Annotated in this window: 13 protein-coding genes; 7 read left to right on the top strand and 6 right to left on the bottom strand. The window is 62.0% G+C overall.

The window, feature by feature from the left end; genetic code table 11:
- Positions 1-122: 122 nt before the first annotated feature.
- Positions 123-863, top strand: coding sequence for a VIT family protein (locus tag ABX74_RS24255; protein WP_019745057.1), 741 nt, complete (start codon positions 123-125; stop codon positions 861-863).
- Positions 864-917: 54 nt separating this feature from the next.
- On the opposite strand, the gene ABX74_RS24260 is transcribed toward ABX74_RS24255, so the two are convergent.
- The 3 genes from ABX74_RS24260 to ABX74_RS24270 form a co-directional block, all read right to left on the bottom strand.
- On the bottom strand, positions 918-1,808 hold the full coding sequence (locus tag ABX74_RS24260) for a universal stress protein (RefSeq protein ID WP_047889855.1): 891 nt from the start codon (positions 1,806-1,808) through the stop codon (positions 918-920).
- Positions 1,809-1,856: 48 nt separating this feature from the next.
- Positions 1,857-3,392: a CYTH and CHAD domain-containing protein gene (locus tag ABX74_RS24265; protein WP_047889856.1), complete on the bottom strand. Its 1,536-nt coding sequence runs from the start codon at positions 3,390-3,392 to the stop codon at positions 1,857-1,859.
- A 75-nt stretch (positions 3,393-3,467) separates the two neighbouring features.
- Positions 3,468-4,391, bottom strand: coding sequence for a pseudouridine synthase (locus tag ABX74_RS24270; protein WP_082148549.1), 924 nt, complete (start codon positions 4,389-4,391; stop codon positions 3,468-3,470).
- 140 nt (positions 4,392-4,531) lie between these two features.
- Between ABX74_RS24270 and ABX74_RS24275 the strand changes: the two genes are divergently transcribed.
- From ABX74_RS24275 to puuE, 4 genes are all read left to right on the top strand, one after another.
- Positions 4,532-6,559: a CocE/NonD family hydrolase gene (locus tag ABX74_RS24275; RefSeq protein ID WP_047889858.1), complete on the top strand. Its 2,028-nt coding sequence runs from the start codon at positions 4,532-4,534 to the stop codon at positions 6,557-6,559.
- 62 nt (positions 6,560-6,621) lie between these two features.
- Entirely contained in the window at positions 6,622-7,866 is a 1,245-nt protein-coding gene (locus tag ABX74_RS24280; RefSeq protein WP_047889859.1) for a DUF6986 family protein, read from the top strand.
- A 3-nt stretch (positions 7,867-7,869) separates the two neighbouring features.
- Positions 7,870-8,856, top strand: a complete 987-nt coding sequence (alc, locus tag ABX74_RS24285; protein ID WP_047889860.1) for an allantoicase — start codon at positions 7,870-7,872, stop codon at positions 8,854-8,856.
- Positions 8,857-8,872: 16 nt separating this feature from the next.
- A complete protein-coding gene (gene puuE / locus ABX74_RS24290) occupies positions 8,873-9,802 on the top strand; it encodes an allantoinase PuuE (protein WP_020908892.1) in 930 nt (309 codons plus the stop codon).
- A 7-nt stretch (positions 9,803-9,809) separates the two neighbouring features.
- On the opposite strand, the gene ABX74_RS24295 is transcribed toward puuE, so the two are convergent.
- Both ABX74_RS24295 and ABX74_RS24300 read right to left on the bottom strand, forming a co-directional pair.
- Positions 9,810-10,586: a class I SAM-dependent methyltransferase gene (locus ABX74_RS24295; protein WP_019745049.1), complete on the bottom strand. Its 777-nt coding sequence runs from the start codon at positions 10,584-10,586 to the stop codon at positions 9,810-9,812.
- Positions 10,587-10,632: 46 nt separating this feature from the next.
- Entirely contained in the window at positions 10,633-11,883 is a 1,251-nt protein-coding gene (locus ABX74_RS24300; RefSeq protein ID WP_153211727.1) for an MCE family protein, read from the bottom strand.
- A gap of 339 nt (positions 11,884-12,222) precedes the next feature.
- Here ABX74_RS24300 and ABX74_RS24305 point away from each other — a divergent pair, with 339 nt between their 5' ends.
- Positions 12,223-12,534: an ArsR/SmtB family transcription factor gene (locus tag ABX74_RS24305; RefSeq protein ID WP_021345375.1), complete on the top strand. Its 312-nt coding sequence runs from the start codon at positions 12,223-12,225 to the stop codon at positions 12,532-12,534.
- 98 nt (positions 12,535-12,632) lie between these two features.
- Entirely contained in the window at positions 12,633-13,808 is a 1,176-nt protein-coding gene (locus ABX74_RS24310; RefSeq protein ID WP_047889861.1) for an MFS transporter, read from the top strand.
- On the opposite strand, the gene ABX74_RS24315 is transcribed toward ABX74_RS24310, so the two are convergent.
- Positions 13,775-14,503 carry an aspartate/glutamate racemase family protein gene (locus ABX74_RS24315; RefSeq protein WP_047889862.1) on the bottom strand — a complete coding sequence of 243 codons (729 nt, stop codon included), beginning with the start codon at positions 14,501-14,503 and terminating at the stop codon, positions 13,775-13,777. The two genes, ABX74_RS24310 and ABX74_RS24315, sit on opposite strands and share 34 nt — an antisense overlap.
- Between the last annotated feature and the right edge of the window lie 5 nt (positions 14,504-14,508).

Below are 14,508 nucleotides of genomic sequence, written 5' to 3' on the forward strand. Positions count from 1 at the left end.
CAGAGGTGTGCCGTTCATAACCTAGCAAATGCTTGGTTGGGTTCTGTCTGGGAATATATCAGTACGCGAAGGACAGGCTCAGATTGCTATCGCAACCGGACTGATCGTCCTAATCTGTTGCCATGTCCGGAGACAGTGTGCAGTTGACCGACGGGGCGCCCGGTGGGGAATCGGAACCTCACGCACCGAGTTTGAACAATCGCCTGAATTGGCTGCGTGCAGGTGTTCTGGGGGCAAACGACGGAATCGTCTCGACCGCAGGCCTCGTGGTCGGTGTCGCGGCAGCCACAACCGAGCGCTCCGCGATCTTCACGGCCGGTTTCGCTGGTCTGGTTGCCGGTGCTGTGTCCATGGCGTTGGGTGAGTACGTCTCGGTCAGCGCTCAGCGAGACACCGAACGCGCACTCCTGCAGAAGGAGAAGAAGGAACTCCTCGAGACACCGGAGGCGGAACTCCAGGAACTGACCGAGATCTACGAGAACAAGGGATTGAGTCCGGAGACGGCCCGCCGCGTCGCCGAAGAATTGACCGAGCACGATGCTTTTGCGGCACACGTCGAAGTCGAATTGGGTATCGACCCGGACGATCTCACCAATCCATGGCATGCGGCGATTTCGTCGGCAATCTCGTTCACGATCGGTGCGGCGATCCCGTTGGTCGCAATTCTGTTGCCGCCGACGGGTATCCGCGTCCCCATCGCCTTCTTTGCAGTGCTGATCGCACTTGCACTGACGGGGACGATCAGCGCGACGCTCGGCGGAGCCCGCAAGACCAGAGCGGTGCTGAGAGTGGTGATCGGCGGCGCGCTCGCGATGGCTGTGACGTACGGAGTAGGTCAGCTGGTGGGGACGGGCCTCGCCTGACCCCTGCTGTGCGCCTTTATTAACCGCGGGGGGTTAATAAAGGCGCACAGCAATTCAGGTGCGACAGATCATGACCGGCCCTGGCGCATGGTGCAGCAGATTCTGGCTGGTCGAGCCCATCACGGCGGCGGCCATCGCACTGCGGCCGTGGCTTCCGACAACTATCAACTGCGCATCGTCGGCGTACTTGAGCATGACGGGGGCGGCGGCGCCGGGTTCACTGATGCGGGTGACCGGCACGTCCGGGTACTGATCGGCCATGCCGGCCAGGTTCTCTGCCAGCAGTGCTGATTCCTCCTGCTCGACGGCCTCCCAGTCGATGAGGATTCCCGCTCCGCCTTCGCGGAAGGTGGACGAGCCCTGCCAGGTGTGGACCGCGATAAGCGGCGCGTCGAACTGATCGGCATAACGAAACGCGTACTCGACGGCCTTCTTGCTCAACGCACTTCCGTCGACTCCGACGATGACGGGACGTTGATCCGGACCGGGATTCTCCGCCGAACCACGCCAGACGGTGACCGGACAGGTTGCGTGATTTGCCACCTTCAGTGCGGTCGATCCGAGTAGCCGCGAGCGCAGTGCGCCGGATCCGGTCGACCCCATCACGATCAGGCGTGCGGTACCCGAGGATTCGAGGATGTGCGTCGACGCCGGGCCCGGTGCGATCTCGGATTCGATGGTCAGTTCCGGGAATTCAGCTGAAATCACCGCGGCGGCGGCATCGATGATCGCTTCGCCGTCTTCGCGGATCTGGCTGAGGAACTGCGACTGCAACATCACTGCAGCGGGACTGTAAATCGGACCCTCCTGCGGCAGGGCATGCGCCAGAATCAGTCGTGAGTTCACCGCGTTCGCGACCGAGGCTGCCCACCGGGCCGCCGCCGTCGAGGCCTCGGATCCGTCGATACCGGCGACGACGTCCTGGTGTCCTGCAAGTGTGTTCATGTCTACTCCTCTGAAATGATCGAGATCGGTCGACTGGTTGCAGCCTGGTCACCAGAGTGACGACGCTGATTTGACGGCTTCCTTCCACGTCTTGCGGAGCAGTGTTGATTGCCCGTCGGCGATTTCCAGTTCTCGTCGGTAGGCCATGCCCAATCCGAAACTGGTGAGCGAGGTGTGCTCCTGCTCCGCAGCAATTTCGAGCAGGTGATGTTGGGCTACAACGGAATCCTGATGCTCGCCGAGAACATCCTGGAAGTGGCTGAAATGCTTCAAGGCGCGCTTGGCCCGGCTCTTCGACACCGGTTCCATGACCTCGATCGCGTACTTCATCCGCTTGGCGCCCTTGCGTGCGCGGTGCATTCGCTCGTCACGCTCGGTGCGGGTATCGGCATCGAAGACGTGATCGACCCGCTTACCGACCTTGTGAGCTAGATGGCGCAGGGTATGCGCCAGCTCTCGTGCCGACGCCTTTTTTCCTACACGGTGGGCGGCGGTGTCGAATTCGAGGTCGCCGACGTACTCGTCGAGTCGATCGAGCAGTGTGGTGTAGCGCTCGGAATCGAGCGCTTCGAGGGCGGTTTCCTGTGCGGTTTCACCGCGGGCCGAGAAGTGCTCGTCGATTCGAGCGCGCACTGCTTCTCGCTCGGGCATCTCGTCGATTTCACCGAGTCGTTCCACGAGACGCTCCCACTGGACCTCGACGTCGCGGGCGTCACCGAACTTTCCACCGATCCACCGAAGATCCGTGATGAGATCGTCGGTCTTGGGGGAGCGACCGGCGTACGACTGTAGAGCGCTGCGAATGCGACGTGCTGCGACCCGGAAGTCGTGAACTGCTTCGTCGTCGGAGCGGCGCGTTCCGAGATCCGCGGCGACCAGTGCGCGTAGTTGTTCGATGAGATAATTACGCAACAGAATTCGCGGATTCGACGCTTTGCCAGTGGTGACCTCGTGGCCGACGTATGGAGTGACCGAAGTGCCCAGTGCTCGTTTGAGTTTGGACGGACTCGCAGAACGCTCGAGCCCCGCGTCCAGTAGAACCGACTCGATTGCATCGGCCAGGGCTTGCCCGCCTGCGCCTTGTTCGACCTCGACTTCCTGCCACGTCGACTCACCGGAACCGTCTGCCTTGCAGGCGATGACGGTGTCGGAGACCACTTCGGCAAGCAGAACGCCGTTTTCGCCGTTGAGTCTGGTGCGCTCCCGATCGGTGATGATCAGGGCGACCGGCACCAGATCGTGACCGCGGATGACCGCCCGGATCAGACTCGCCAGCGGCGAGGGCACATCGGTGCTCTCGTCCGGGGGAAGCTGGATTTCGGTTCTAGTGTCCTCGCCTGCGGGAAGTTTCATGTGCCACCCCGCGTCATCGCCGCCCTCACGCTTGCGCAGCGTGATCTTCTCGGCGAGCAACCGGTAGTCGGTGGTGTCGAAGTAGGTGGCAGAGAGCTGTATCGAGTCGTGGACCGGTTCGCCGACGACACCGGGAAGTCCACCCAGCGCGGGAACTTCCTGCTCGGCCGGCGCCTCGTACTTGCGCTCGATCTCCCGTACGGCTTCGGGTACGACGGCGGTCTTGCTCATCTGGTCTCCTCTTGCGGTGCGGTCTGCGCTTCCATCCTCCCGGTATCGGAGGCGCAGTGGAAGGGTCCGGGGTCCCTACGGCGAGTCGCCACGGCCTGATTCGTCCGGCCAGGACAGGGTCCGCCGACTTTCGAACCGTTGCAGCCGGCCGGTCGTGGGATCCTCGAACTCGAGAACCTTCGACAGCAGGCGCAGCGGGTTCGAATAATCCTCTGCGGCAACGTCGTAGAAGTCGGGATAGAAGTTGTCGCCGTGGATCGGGAGCCCGAGCGAGGTCATGTGCAGGCGAAGTTGATGGGTCTTGCCGGTATGGGGAGTCAACCGGTACCGCGCGAAGCCGTCTCGCGTCTCGATCAGTTCGATCCGCGACTCGCTGTTGGGTTCGCCCTCGATCTCCGCGGCCTTGAGCACGCCGCGTTCTTTCACGATGCGACTGCGCACGATCACGGGAGTGCTCACCTGCGCGTCGTAACGCGCGATGGCCTCGTATTCCTTGGTGACGCGACGCTCGGCGAACATGGTCTGATAGCCGCGCCGGGCCGCCTGATGCACGGTGAACAGCAGCAGTCCTGCCGTGACGCGGTCGAGGCGATGCGCTGGACTCAACTCCGGCAGATCGAGATCCCGACGCAACCGCACCAAGGCCGATTCGGCGATGTATCGCCCGCGGGGCGTGCTCGCGAGAAAGTGCGGCTTGTCCACGACCAGGATGTTTTCGTCCCGGTAGAGGATGTCGATCTCGAACGGCACCCGCGCTTCGACGGGAGCGTCGCGGTACAGGTAGACGAAACGCCGGGGGGCGAAACCGCTCGTCTCGGTGATCGCGACGCCCTTCTCGTCGACGACCTCCCCGGCTGCGACTTTCTCCCGTAGGCGGACGGCGTCCTGGGGAAACCGTTCGAGCAGGTAGTCGAGCGTCGTCGCCCACATGCCGTCGTCTGGCTGACGGATGCGACTCGGGTTCAGGCCGTCGCGGACGGGAAGGGGAGATCGTGACACATCTTCAAAGCTAGCCGTCCGGGCGGCATCGAGACCTATTGACGACATATGGGACGAAAGTTACTATCCGGTAAGTTCGTGACGCCGGTCACTGTCGTGGGGGCAGGGCTGGGTCATCACAACAGAAAATTGGGGTTTTCGTGAGGACACGACTTCTACGTCGAAGGTCGACAACGATTGCGGTGGGGCTGTGCGTCGTGGGATTGACGGTGCCGAGCGCCGTCGCTTCCGCGGATCCGACGGGAGGGTCGGACGGACAGACCTGGCTCGCGGCCACGGAGACTGCGCCGCAGTATCCGGGCGTCTCCGTCGAGTGGGACGTACCCATCACGATGAGTGACGGCACGGTTCTGCAGGCAAATGTGTACCGACCGGCGGATGCGTCCGGGCGCGCTGTGGAATCGAAGGCGCCTTCGGTTCTCAACATAACTCCGTACACGAAACTGCTGGACACGTTGGTGGATTCAGCTCTGTCGATCCCGCAGGTGGGTGAGACGTTGATGGACGTGGCGAACTCGCTCGACCTCGCGGCGCCGTTCGACGGAGTCTCGGAGTTGACGGGCGTCATTGCCGGCGGAGGCGCCAGGGTTCTCGGCGTCAACCGTGATCTGGTCCAGAACGGATACACGCAGGTAGTGGTCGACGCACGTGGAACCGGCTTCTCCCAAGGTAATTGGGACGTGCTCGGCAAGCGCGAGCAACAGGATTCGGTCGAAGTCATCGATTGGATGAGCAAGCAGGGGTGGTCCGACGGCAAAGTGGGGATGGCCGGAATCTCGTACTCCGCGATCAACTCCGTACAGGCCGCGAGTAACAATCCGCCTGCGTTGAAGGCAATCTTCCCGGTCGAACCAGGCAACGATCTGCTACGCGACATCGTCGGAACCGGTGGCGGACTCGGAGTCGGGTTCATGCCGTTGTGGCTGACCGCGGTCAACGGGCTCAAACTCATTCCGAACGTTCAGGACATCCTGCAAGGCAACTTCGATCCACTGTGGTTGGCGAGCCGCCTCGAGGATCCCGGCACCCTGATTCCTGAACTGGTACAAGCGATGACGGCCCAGAGAATCGAGGACGTGTCACCGTCGACTCTGCAAGTCGCACAGGACGGTCAGTTCTATCAGGACCGATCCGCTGACGTCGGCAACATCACTGTTCCGACGATGGTCTACGGCGGTTGGCACGACATCTTCGCCAACAGCGAGCCGCGGATCTACAACGGAATCGATCTGCCGGCCGGGCAGAAGCAGTTGATCATGGGCAACGGCTATCACGTCACTCCCGGTGGAGGATTCGGCAAGGACGGTGCGCCGCCTCGCCTCGACGTACTCGAACGCGCGTGGTTCGACAAGTGGCTCAAGGGCATCGACAACGGAATCGAGCGATACGGTCCGGTGACGATGTTCCAGCAAGGTGGCGGATGGATCACGGATGATCAGTTCCCGCGAGCGGGCGCGACGTACGAACGTATGTATCTGAACTCCGCGCCCAGCGGAACTGCCGCACACGCGGCCTACGACGGTTCACTGACCAGTGACCAGCCCAGTGCCGCAGCGCGATTGACAGTCGCACCCGGACTGCGAGGCTTCTGCTCCGGTGACGGAACTCAGGGCACTGCCGGGATCTCCGTGGTGCTCGGTGCGTCGTGTTCCAAGGATTCCCGATTCCAGGAAGCGGAGGGTCTGACGTTCACCGGTGAGGCAGTCACGGAGCCGACCTCACTCTCGGGCCCGATCAACGTCCACCTCGAGACAGTCCTGGACGCGACGGACGGATTCTGGGCAGCGACGGTCAACGACGTAGCGCCGGACGGAACATCGACACCGATCACGAACGGCGCTCTGACTGCGTCGCTCCGGGCGGTCGACGATTCCAAGAGCACTCGCTCGGCCAACGGTGACTACAGTGAACCGCACCACTATCTGACGATCGACACGCGTCAGCCGGTGGTTCCCGGTGAGGTCACCGCCGTCGACATCAACATGCTCCCGACCGACGCAGTGCTACAACCCGGTCACCGGCTCCGCGTCGACGTCTACGCTGCCAGCGTGCCGCGATACCTGGCGCTCGGGCCGATGCTTGCCGACAGCCAACTGAAGCCGCAGCACATCGAATTGGCTGCGGATCGGCCGAGCTTCGTCAACGTTCCGTTCGTAGGGGGTCGCTGACCCGGACTGGATCGGCGGCGTGAGAACCTGCGGGCTGGCGGACGTTCTGCGAAGATCGTCCGATGACAGAATCCCGACTCTCCGCCGCCGTCCACGATCGTCTGGACGGACTTCTGGATCCGGTGGACGAGCGGCTCGCGGCGCAGTACCCGGGAAACCGTGACGAGATCCAGCCCGTGCACACGATTTACGTCAGTGCCGCGGATGCAACCGTCGACACCCCTCGTCTCTGGGGTGAGCAGGCGATCGCGCTTCTCGATTCCCATGCGCATGTGTTCGCCGATCTCGACACGGAGAATGCGCTCGCAGATGTGCGAGTTCAACTCGGCCGCAAGCCGGTCCAAGACTTTCGGATCGATTTCGAGGACGGGTACGGACGCCGCAGCGACGAAGAAGAAGACACAGCAGCGACGTCGGCCGGGCGGACACTTGCAGCGTTGAGCGCTGATCCTGCCGGGCCGAACTGGGGCGGCATCAGGTTCAAAGGGCTGCCGGCCGGTGAGCGTCGACGCTCGATCAGGACGCTCGAGCTTGTGCTCGACGCGGCCGGCGGAGTGCCGGACGGATTTGTCTTCACCGTTCCCAAACTGCGCGCGGTGGAGCAGGTCACGGCGACGGCGGTGCTCTGCGAAGAACTGGAGAAGGCGCACGGACTCGAGACCGGTTCGCTTCGGTTCGAGCTGCAGATCGAGAGCCCGCAGGCGGTCATCGCTGCCGACGGAACTGTGGCAGTTGCTCAGGCCATCCATCGCGGTGCCGGCCGTCTGACCGGTTTGCATTACGGCACTTACGATTACAGTGCGGCTTGCGGAATTGCATCGCGTCATCAGTCGCTCGAACATCCGGTGGCAGACCACGCAAAGGCTCTCATGTTGGCTGCTGCCGCGCAGACCGGCGTCTGGGTGTGCGACGGGTCAACTCAGGTCGCGCCCGTCGGGAGCGCCACGGCGATCCGCGACGCGATCACTCGGCACCATCGCCTCGTCACGCGGTCCCTGGAACGCGGTTACTACCAGGGGTGGGACATGCACCCCGGGCATCTGGTCACCCGCTGGCTCGCCACGTTCGGCTTCTACCGCAACGCGCTCGGCGCCGCTGCCCCGCGCATCCAGTCGTACCTGGGGCGCCAAGGTGGCGACGTGATGGACGAACCTGCAACTGCCCAGGCGCTGGCAGCGGTGGTACTGCGTGGGCTCGACGCGGGGGCTTATCCAGAATCCGACGTTCTCCGGCTCGCCCCGAGCGCGGACACCAACGCACTCCACCACCTCGTAGGACGCACCACACCGATCACAGGAGAACACTGACCGATGAGCACCACCGAATTCACCTTGCTGCCCGACCTGGCACTGCGCACCCTCGGCGGAGCCGTCATCTGGGCGAACGACGAGGCATTCGCCGAGCGCGAGGCCCTGATCCGACCAGGTAAAGCCGGATACCAGCCGGCGACGTTCGGACACAAGGGGCAGGTGTACGACGGTTGGGAGACGCGTCGTCGCCGTGTGGCAGGCCATGACGAGGCGATCGTGCGCCTCGGTGTTCCTGGAGTGGTGCGAGGCGTCGTGGTCGACACCGCGTGGTTCAAGGGCAATTACCCGCCCGAGATCTCGGTGGAAGCAATCTCCGTCGACGGGTATCCGGATCCCGTCGACCTGGCCGGATCCAGCGAGTGGACAACCATCGTCGAACGCTCGACCGTGCACGGTGACTCGGAGAATCCGTTCTCGGTGGTTTCGGAGGATCGATGGACGCACGTCAAGCTGACCATTTATCCGGACGGCGGCGTTGCGAGATTCCGTGTTCACGGTGAAGCACGGCCAGACCCGCGTTTCCTCGATGCCGGGCCGTTGGACCTTGCAGCACTCGAAAACGGTGGCCGCGTGACCGATTGCTCCAACATGTTCTACAGCTCACCGCAGAACATTCTGTTCCCCGGACGCGCTGCTTCGATGGGGGACGGGTGGGAGACCGCCAGGCGCCGCGACGACGGAAACGACTGGGTGCAAGTACAACTCGCGGGTGAAGGCGTGTTGAGTTTCGTCGAGATCGACACCTCGTACTTCCTCGGAAACAGTCCAGGTGAGGGCGCTCTGACCGGCCGAACTCCGGAAGGGGAGTGGTTCGAACTGTTGCCGCGTACGACGCTGCGTCCGGACACGCGCCATCGCTTTCCGATCGATTCCGAAGTTCCGGTCACCGATGTTCGTCTGGACATCTTCCCGGACGGTGGCCTGGCGCGGCTGAGAGTATTCGGCGTACTCACCGACGCTGCTCGCGCTGTGATCTCCGGGCGCTGACGGTAAAGTTGTTGCCATGAGCGACTATCCGCGCGACGACTATCCCCGGGACATGGTGGGGTACGGCCCTCATCCGCCGCATCCGCACTGGCCCGGCGACGCGCGGATAGCGGTTCAGTTCGTACTCAACTACGAAGAGGGAGCCGAGAACAACGTCCTCGACGGGGACGCGGCTTCGGAGACTTTTCTGTCGGAAATGACTCCGGCGGAAGCATTTCCGAATCGACACATGAGCATGGAATCGCTGTACGAGTACGGCTCCCGGGCCGGGTTGTGGCGTGTCCTGCGGACCTTCGAGCGGCGAAACCTGCCTCTCACAGTCTTTGCGGTGGCGCGGGCAATGCAGCGTAACCCGGAAGCAGTCAGTGCTTTTCAGGAGTTGGGTCACGAGATCGCGTGTCACGGATTACGTTGGAAGTCTTACCAATCCGTGGACATCGAGCGTGAACGCGCCGACATGGCCGAGGCAGTCCAGATTCTGCAAGATCTGACGGGTTCGGCGCCTCTCGGTTGGTATACCGGACGCGATTCACCGAACACCCGCGAATTGGTGGTCGAGCACGGCGGCTTCGTCTACGACTCCGATTCGTACGCCGACGATCTGCCGTACTGGGTAGACGTTCCGCGTGGCACAGAGTCGGTGAAGCATCTCGTCGTTCCGTACACGCTCGATACCAACGACATGCGTTTCGCCTCTCCAGCAGGATTTCCCAGCGGCGATCAGTTCTTTGCGCACCTACGTGACGCCTTCGACGTGCTGTATGCGGAGGGAACGGCCGGATCACCGAAGATGCTCTCCGTCGGGTTGCACTGCCGCATAGTCGGACGCCCTGCCCGAGCTGCCGCCCTCGAGCGTTTCCTGGACCATGTGCAGTCACACGAAAAGGTCTGGATCTCGCGGCGAATCGACATCGCCGAGCACTGGAAGACCATTCACCCCGCGTAATGCGGGGCTATTTGCGCGCCTCGATCAGAAATCGACTCGAGTACGCGACAAAAGATCCGTCTCGACGGATCTGCTGATCGAGTTCCCGGAGCCGGTCCAGATACTGCGCGACGGTGAATCCCGGAACCATCCAGATCACCTTGCGTAAGAAGTAGACAACGGCGCCGATATCGAAGAATTCCATGCGCAGACGCTCGAAACGAAGGTCGACGACGGTGAGCCCGGCCGAAATCGCGTCGGCGCTTTCGTCCTCGTAGTGCCGTCCGCGACGAGCCTGCGGCTGAGGACCGAGGAAGAACTCGACGAGTTCGAACACGCTGGCGTGACCGACATGTTGAGCGAAGTACGTTCCTCCCGGTTCGAGTACCCGAGCGATCTCGGCCCACCACACCGTCGCAGGGTGTCGACTGGTCACCAGATCGAAAGCCGAATCGGCAAACGGTAGCGGTGGCTCGTCCGGATCCGCGACCACCACCACACCTCGGGGACGCAGAAGCGCGGTGGCCTTGGTTACGTTCGGTGGCCAGGATTCGGTTGCCGCCATCACCGGCGGGAGTGTCGGTGCAGCGGCGAGGACTTCGCCGCCGCCGGTCTGGATGTCCAGCGCAGCGCCGGCACCACCGAGACGTTCACCCATCAACCTCTGATACCCCCACGACGGACGCTGCTCCGTGGCGCGCCCGTCGAGCCACGAGAAGTCCCACCCGTCGACGGAGGCGGATTCGGCTTCGGCGACAAGTTCCTCGAAACTTCGTGACGTCCTCTCAGGCGTTCCTTGCGACATCACATCATCATCGTCGCGGAGCGTCGACGGTGCCAGTTTTTTACGGCTACTTCGGGGTGGCACCGAGCATCGGTGCGAGTTGTGTGGCAATCGGGTTCAGGTTGAGCTTGTCCGGGTCCACCTTGGGCTTGCTGTCCCACGGTTGCGAGGTGTTCGGGTCGGCGAACGCGATGCGGTTGGCGCTCCGAACTCCCGTTTCGCTGCCCTGGGGTGCCTGGCAGTTGGCGGCTGTGTTCAACGGGAAGTTCTGCGTCGTGTCGTCGAAGTTCGGGTCCTTGCGCTTCATCTCGTCGAGGATCGCCATGGTCCCTTCGTAACCGACGGTGCACGAGAGCGGGTTGTTGGTCTCGAGTACCAAGCCCAGATGTACTGTGCCGTCTCCCGGTGCAACGGTGGGCGCCGCCCCGGCGAGGGCAGGCAGGAAGAGCAGGAAGGGCTGCAGCGAGGGCAGTGTCGGGGCGGCTGCCGCTGCAACGGCGGAGAGGTTGGAGAGGTTGGTCGTGAGCGCGGGGCCGGCTTCGGTGACGAGAGAGCCGACTTGTTCGCTGGCCGGTATGCCGTTGTCGATCACGCGTCGGATGTCGGGGTCGCTGGTGCGCAATTGCGCAGTCAGTGCGTCGAGGTCGGTGCTGAACTGCTTGATCGCCGACGATTGATCGGACTGGGTCGTGAGTACCGTCTGGCTGTCGCGGATCAGTCCGAGGGTCTGGGGAAGGGTGTCGAGGCCCGACTGGGAAATCCCCGACAGCGAGTCGGCAAGGACTTGCAGATCTTCGCCCTTGCCGTTGAATGCCGCGCCGAGTTCCTTCGCGACGGTGTGGAGTGCGTCTACCGGAACGGAGTGCACCAGACCGTTGGCGCTGGTCAAGACGTTCTCGATGGGGATCGGCGTGGTGGTGTCGCCCACGGCGATCACCGAGCCGTCTTCGAGGAACGGGCCCTGGTCGGTATCGGGCTGAAGGTCGACGTACTGTTCACCGATGGCTGAGCGATTGGCCACCACGGCTCGCGCGGATGCGGGAATCTGTGGAGCATTGCTGTCGATCAACAGGTCGACTTCGATTCCGTCGGACGTGAGCGACATGTCGCCGACGCGTCCGACGGGTACACCGCGATAGGTCACTTCGGCGTTGGTGAAGATGCCACCGGACGTCGCCAGTTCGGTTTTGACCGTGTATTGGCCGAATCCCAGAAGATTGTCCAGCCGTACGTATTTCGCTCCGACGTAGATCAAACCCAGGAGTGCAACCACGACGAGGGCGACCAGCTGCCACTTGGCGAGCTTCGACATCACCATGTGGGGACGGCCCTGAACTGATGCGGTGTGTTCATGGTTCGACTCCCGAATGACTAGCCGGGTACGGCTGGTGTTGAGCGAATTGTGTTCACCCGCGAGCATTCTCGGGCGAACCGGAAACTTCCGGCAATTCGTTGTTGGCGATAACTATAAACAAGTCGTCACAGATAGAAAGTCGGCGCTGAGATTTCCGCAGGTCGTCGAAACGTAAGTGGCACAGCTCACTTCAAATGCATGGATGTGACGTACGTAGCTTTGCGCCCGAATCGGGCTTGACTTCGCCAAACATATCCATAAAAGTAGATGCGTTCCGGTTGGCGAGGAGAAGGGGTGCGGTCCATGGATGCTTTGGCGATCTTCAAGGCGCTGTCCAACCCGACTCGTCTGCAGATCTTGGAGTGGCTCGCGCATCCGGCGAAGTATTTCGACGAGGACTCGTACACGCAACAGGATCTCGGGTTTCACATCGGAGTCTGTGTCGGTGATATTCAGGGGCGATCGGGACTTGCCCAGTCGGTGATCTCGGGGTACCTGCAGGGCATGAAAGATGTAGGTCTGCTCGAGTCCGAGCGCATCGGGAAGTGGACGTACTACCGACGAAACGAAACCGTGATCGGAGAGTTCAGGGAATTCGTTCGCGAAAAGCTGTAGCGGTCGGATTGCCCTCGTCGGCTGGTTTTGCTAAATCAAACATATCTATATATCTAGATATGTATCTGTTTTGTGTGGCGTAGTAGGAGGAGTGTGTCGTGAAGTCGAAATTGTTGATACCGGTTCTGGCGTTGGGTGTATTCGGAATCATCACTACGGAGATGGGCATTATCGGGGTTCTGCCTCAGGTCAGCGAAAAGTTCGGTATCACCGCGTCCACTGCCGGATGGTTGGTCGGTGTGTTTGCGCTCGTCGTGGCGGTGACCGGTCCGTTCACGACGCTGATCACCTCGGGAATCAACAGGAAAACCGTTCTGTTGGTGGCGATTGCAGTCTTTGCGGTCTCCAACATGGTGTACGCGAGCACGTCGAGTTTCGAGGTGATGTTTGTGTTTCGGATCATTCCCGCCGTGGTTCACCCGGTCTTCTTCGCGCTCGCACTCGCGAGTGCAGTTCGACTGGTGCCACCGGAGGAAGCAACTGCAGCTGTGACGAAAGTATTTGCGGGTGTCACAGTAGGATTCGCATTCGGTGTACCGCTGACGTCGTATCTGGCCGAGAACTTCTCGGTGTCCACGGCTTTCGTTTTCGGTGCAGTGGTCAACATTCTCGCGTTTCTCGGGATTGTCGTACTTCTGCCCTCGGCTCCGGTGACACAACGCCTGTCGTACGGCGCACAGGTCGGGATCCTTCGCCGGCCGCGCGTGTGGTTGACCATCCTTTCCGTCACCTTCGTCTTCGCAGCCATGTTCTCGGTGTACGGATACTTCGCCGAATACCTCGGCGGAGTGACGGGCATGAGCGGATCGTGGATCAGCGCGATGCTCTTGGCTTTCGGTGTCGTGATGATCTTCGGCAACTTCGTCTTCGGGGCGGTGCTCGCCAAGAGTGTGGTGCGCACGGTTGTGGCTTTTCCCTTGCTGTACATCGTCGTCTACGTGATGCTCTATCTGGCAGGCCCGTACTTCGGTGCGATGGTTGTAGCCGTGTTGGTTTGGGGTGTAGTGCATTCCGGTGGTCTGGTGGTTTCGCAGAGTTGGATGGGGCGAGACGCAGTCGACGCGCCTGAATTCGGCAACAGCCTTTTCATCTCGTTCTCCAACTTGGGGATCACGCTTGGAACTGCGGTCGGTGGACTGTTTCTCGCGCATTTCGAAACCCGCCAATTAGTTTGGGCCGGAGTATTGTTCGCGGTCCTGGCACTGGTGACGATTGGTGCTCGACTCTCGCTCGGGCACGTTCACAGCGAGAACGGTGTCAGTGTGCCGGTGTAGGTTTTGGGCAGTGGCCGTGCGAACTCGCCGCGCGCACTGGTCGACAGTCCGAGGGTGACCAACGATTGAACCATCGTGACCCCAGCGGCAACGCCGTCGACTACCGGGACACACAGTTCGTCGGACAAGTCCTGGCACAGGTCCGCCATGCCGGCGCAACCCAGCACGAGAACGTCCGAGTTATCTTGCTCCAATGCGTCGAAACAGGCTTCCAAGATCACCTTTCGCGCGTCGGGATCACGATCGAGTTCCAGAACCGGAATCTCGCAGGAGTGGATACCCCGGCACCGAGCCTGCATGCCGTACCGGTCCACCAGATCGGCTGCGCGGCCGCGGGTTCGACCGAGGGTGGTCACGATGCTGAATCCGCGTCCCAGGAAACTTGCGTAGTTCATTGCCGCTTCGGCAACAGCTACGACGGGGCCCTTGGCCAGCTCTCTGGCTGCATCTAGACCTGGGTCACCGAAGCAAGCAATGACGTAGCCGTCGACTTCGTTCTTTTCTCCGGCGGCGATCTCGGCCAGGATTCCGGGGATGCTGAGAGCTTCGTCGTAGTGGCTTTCGATCGACGCGGGACCCATCGCAGGGCTGACTGCCTCGACGAATGTGCCCGAGCCCGCGACACCCCGGGCACATTCCTCGATCTTGGCGGTCATCGCCCACGTGGTGTTGGGGTTGATCACCTTGATTCTCATGACGA

This window comes from Rhodococcus sp. ARP2, assembly GCF_001029585.1.
In the GTDB taxonomy this organism is placed as follows: domain Bacteria; phylum Actinomycetota; class Actinomycetes; order Mycobacteriales; family Mycobacteriaceae; genus Rhodococcus_F; species Rhodococcus_F erythropolis.

Excerpts from the sequence above, each read along its gene's own strand:
- ABX74_RS24255 (WP_019745057.1), top strand. The coding sequence starts at position 123 with ATGTCCGGAGACAGTGTGCAGTTGACCGACGGGGCGCCCGGTGGGGAA.
- ABX74_RS24260 (WP_047889855.1), bottom strand. The coding sequence starts at position 1,808 with ATGAACACACTTGCAGGACACCAGGACGTCGTCGCCGGTATCGACGGA.
- ABX74_RS24265 (WP_047889856.1), bottom strand. The coding sequence starts at position 3,392 with ATGAGCAAGACCGCCGTCGTACCCGAAGCCGTACGGGAGATCGAGCGC.
- ABX74_RS24280 (WP_047889859.1), top strand. The coding sequence starts at position 6,622 with ATGACAGAATCCCGACTCTCCGCCGCCGTCCACGATCGTCTGGACGGA.
- alc (WP_047889860.1), top strand. The coding sequence starts at position 7,870 with ATGAGCACCACCGAATTCACCTTGCTGCCCGACCTGGCACTGCGCACC.
- puuE (WP_020908892.1), top strand. The coding sequence starts at position 8,873 with ATGAGCGACTATCCGCGCGACGACTATCCCCGGGACATGGTGGGGTAC.
- ABX74_RS24295 (WP_019745049.1), bottom strand. The coding sequence starts at position 10,586 with ATGTCGCAAGGAACGCCTGAGAGGACGTCACGAAGTTTCGAGGAACTT.
- ABX74_RS24300 (WP_153211727.1), bottom strand. The coding sequence starts at position 11,883 with ATGGTGATGTCGAAGCTCGCCAAGTGGCAGCTGGTCGCCCTCGTCGTG.
- ABX74_RS24305 (WP_021345375.1), top strand. The coding sequence starts at position 12,223 with ATGGATGCTTTGGCGATCTTCAAGGCGCTGTCCAACCCGACTCGTCTG.
- ABX74_RS24315 (WP_047889862.1), bottom strand. The coding sequence starts at position 14,503 with ATGAGAATCAAGGTGATCAACCCCAACACCACGTGGGCGATGACCGCC.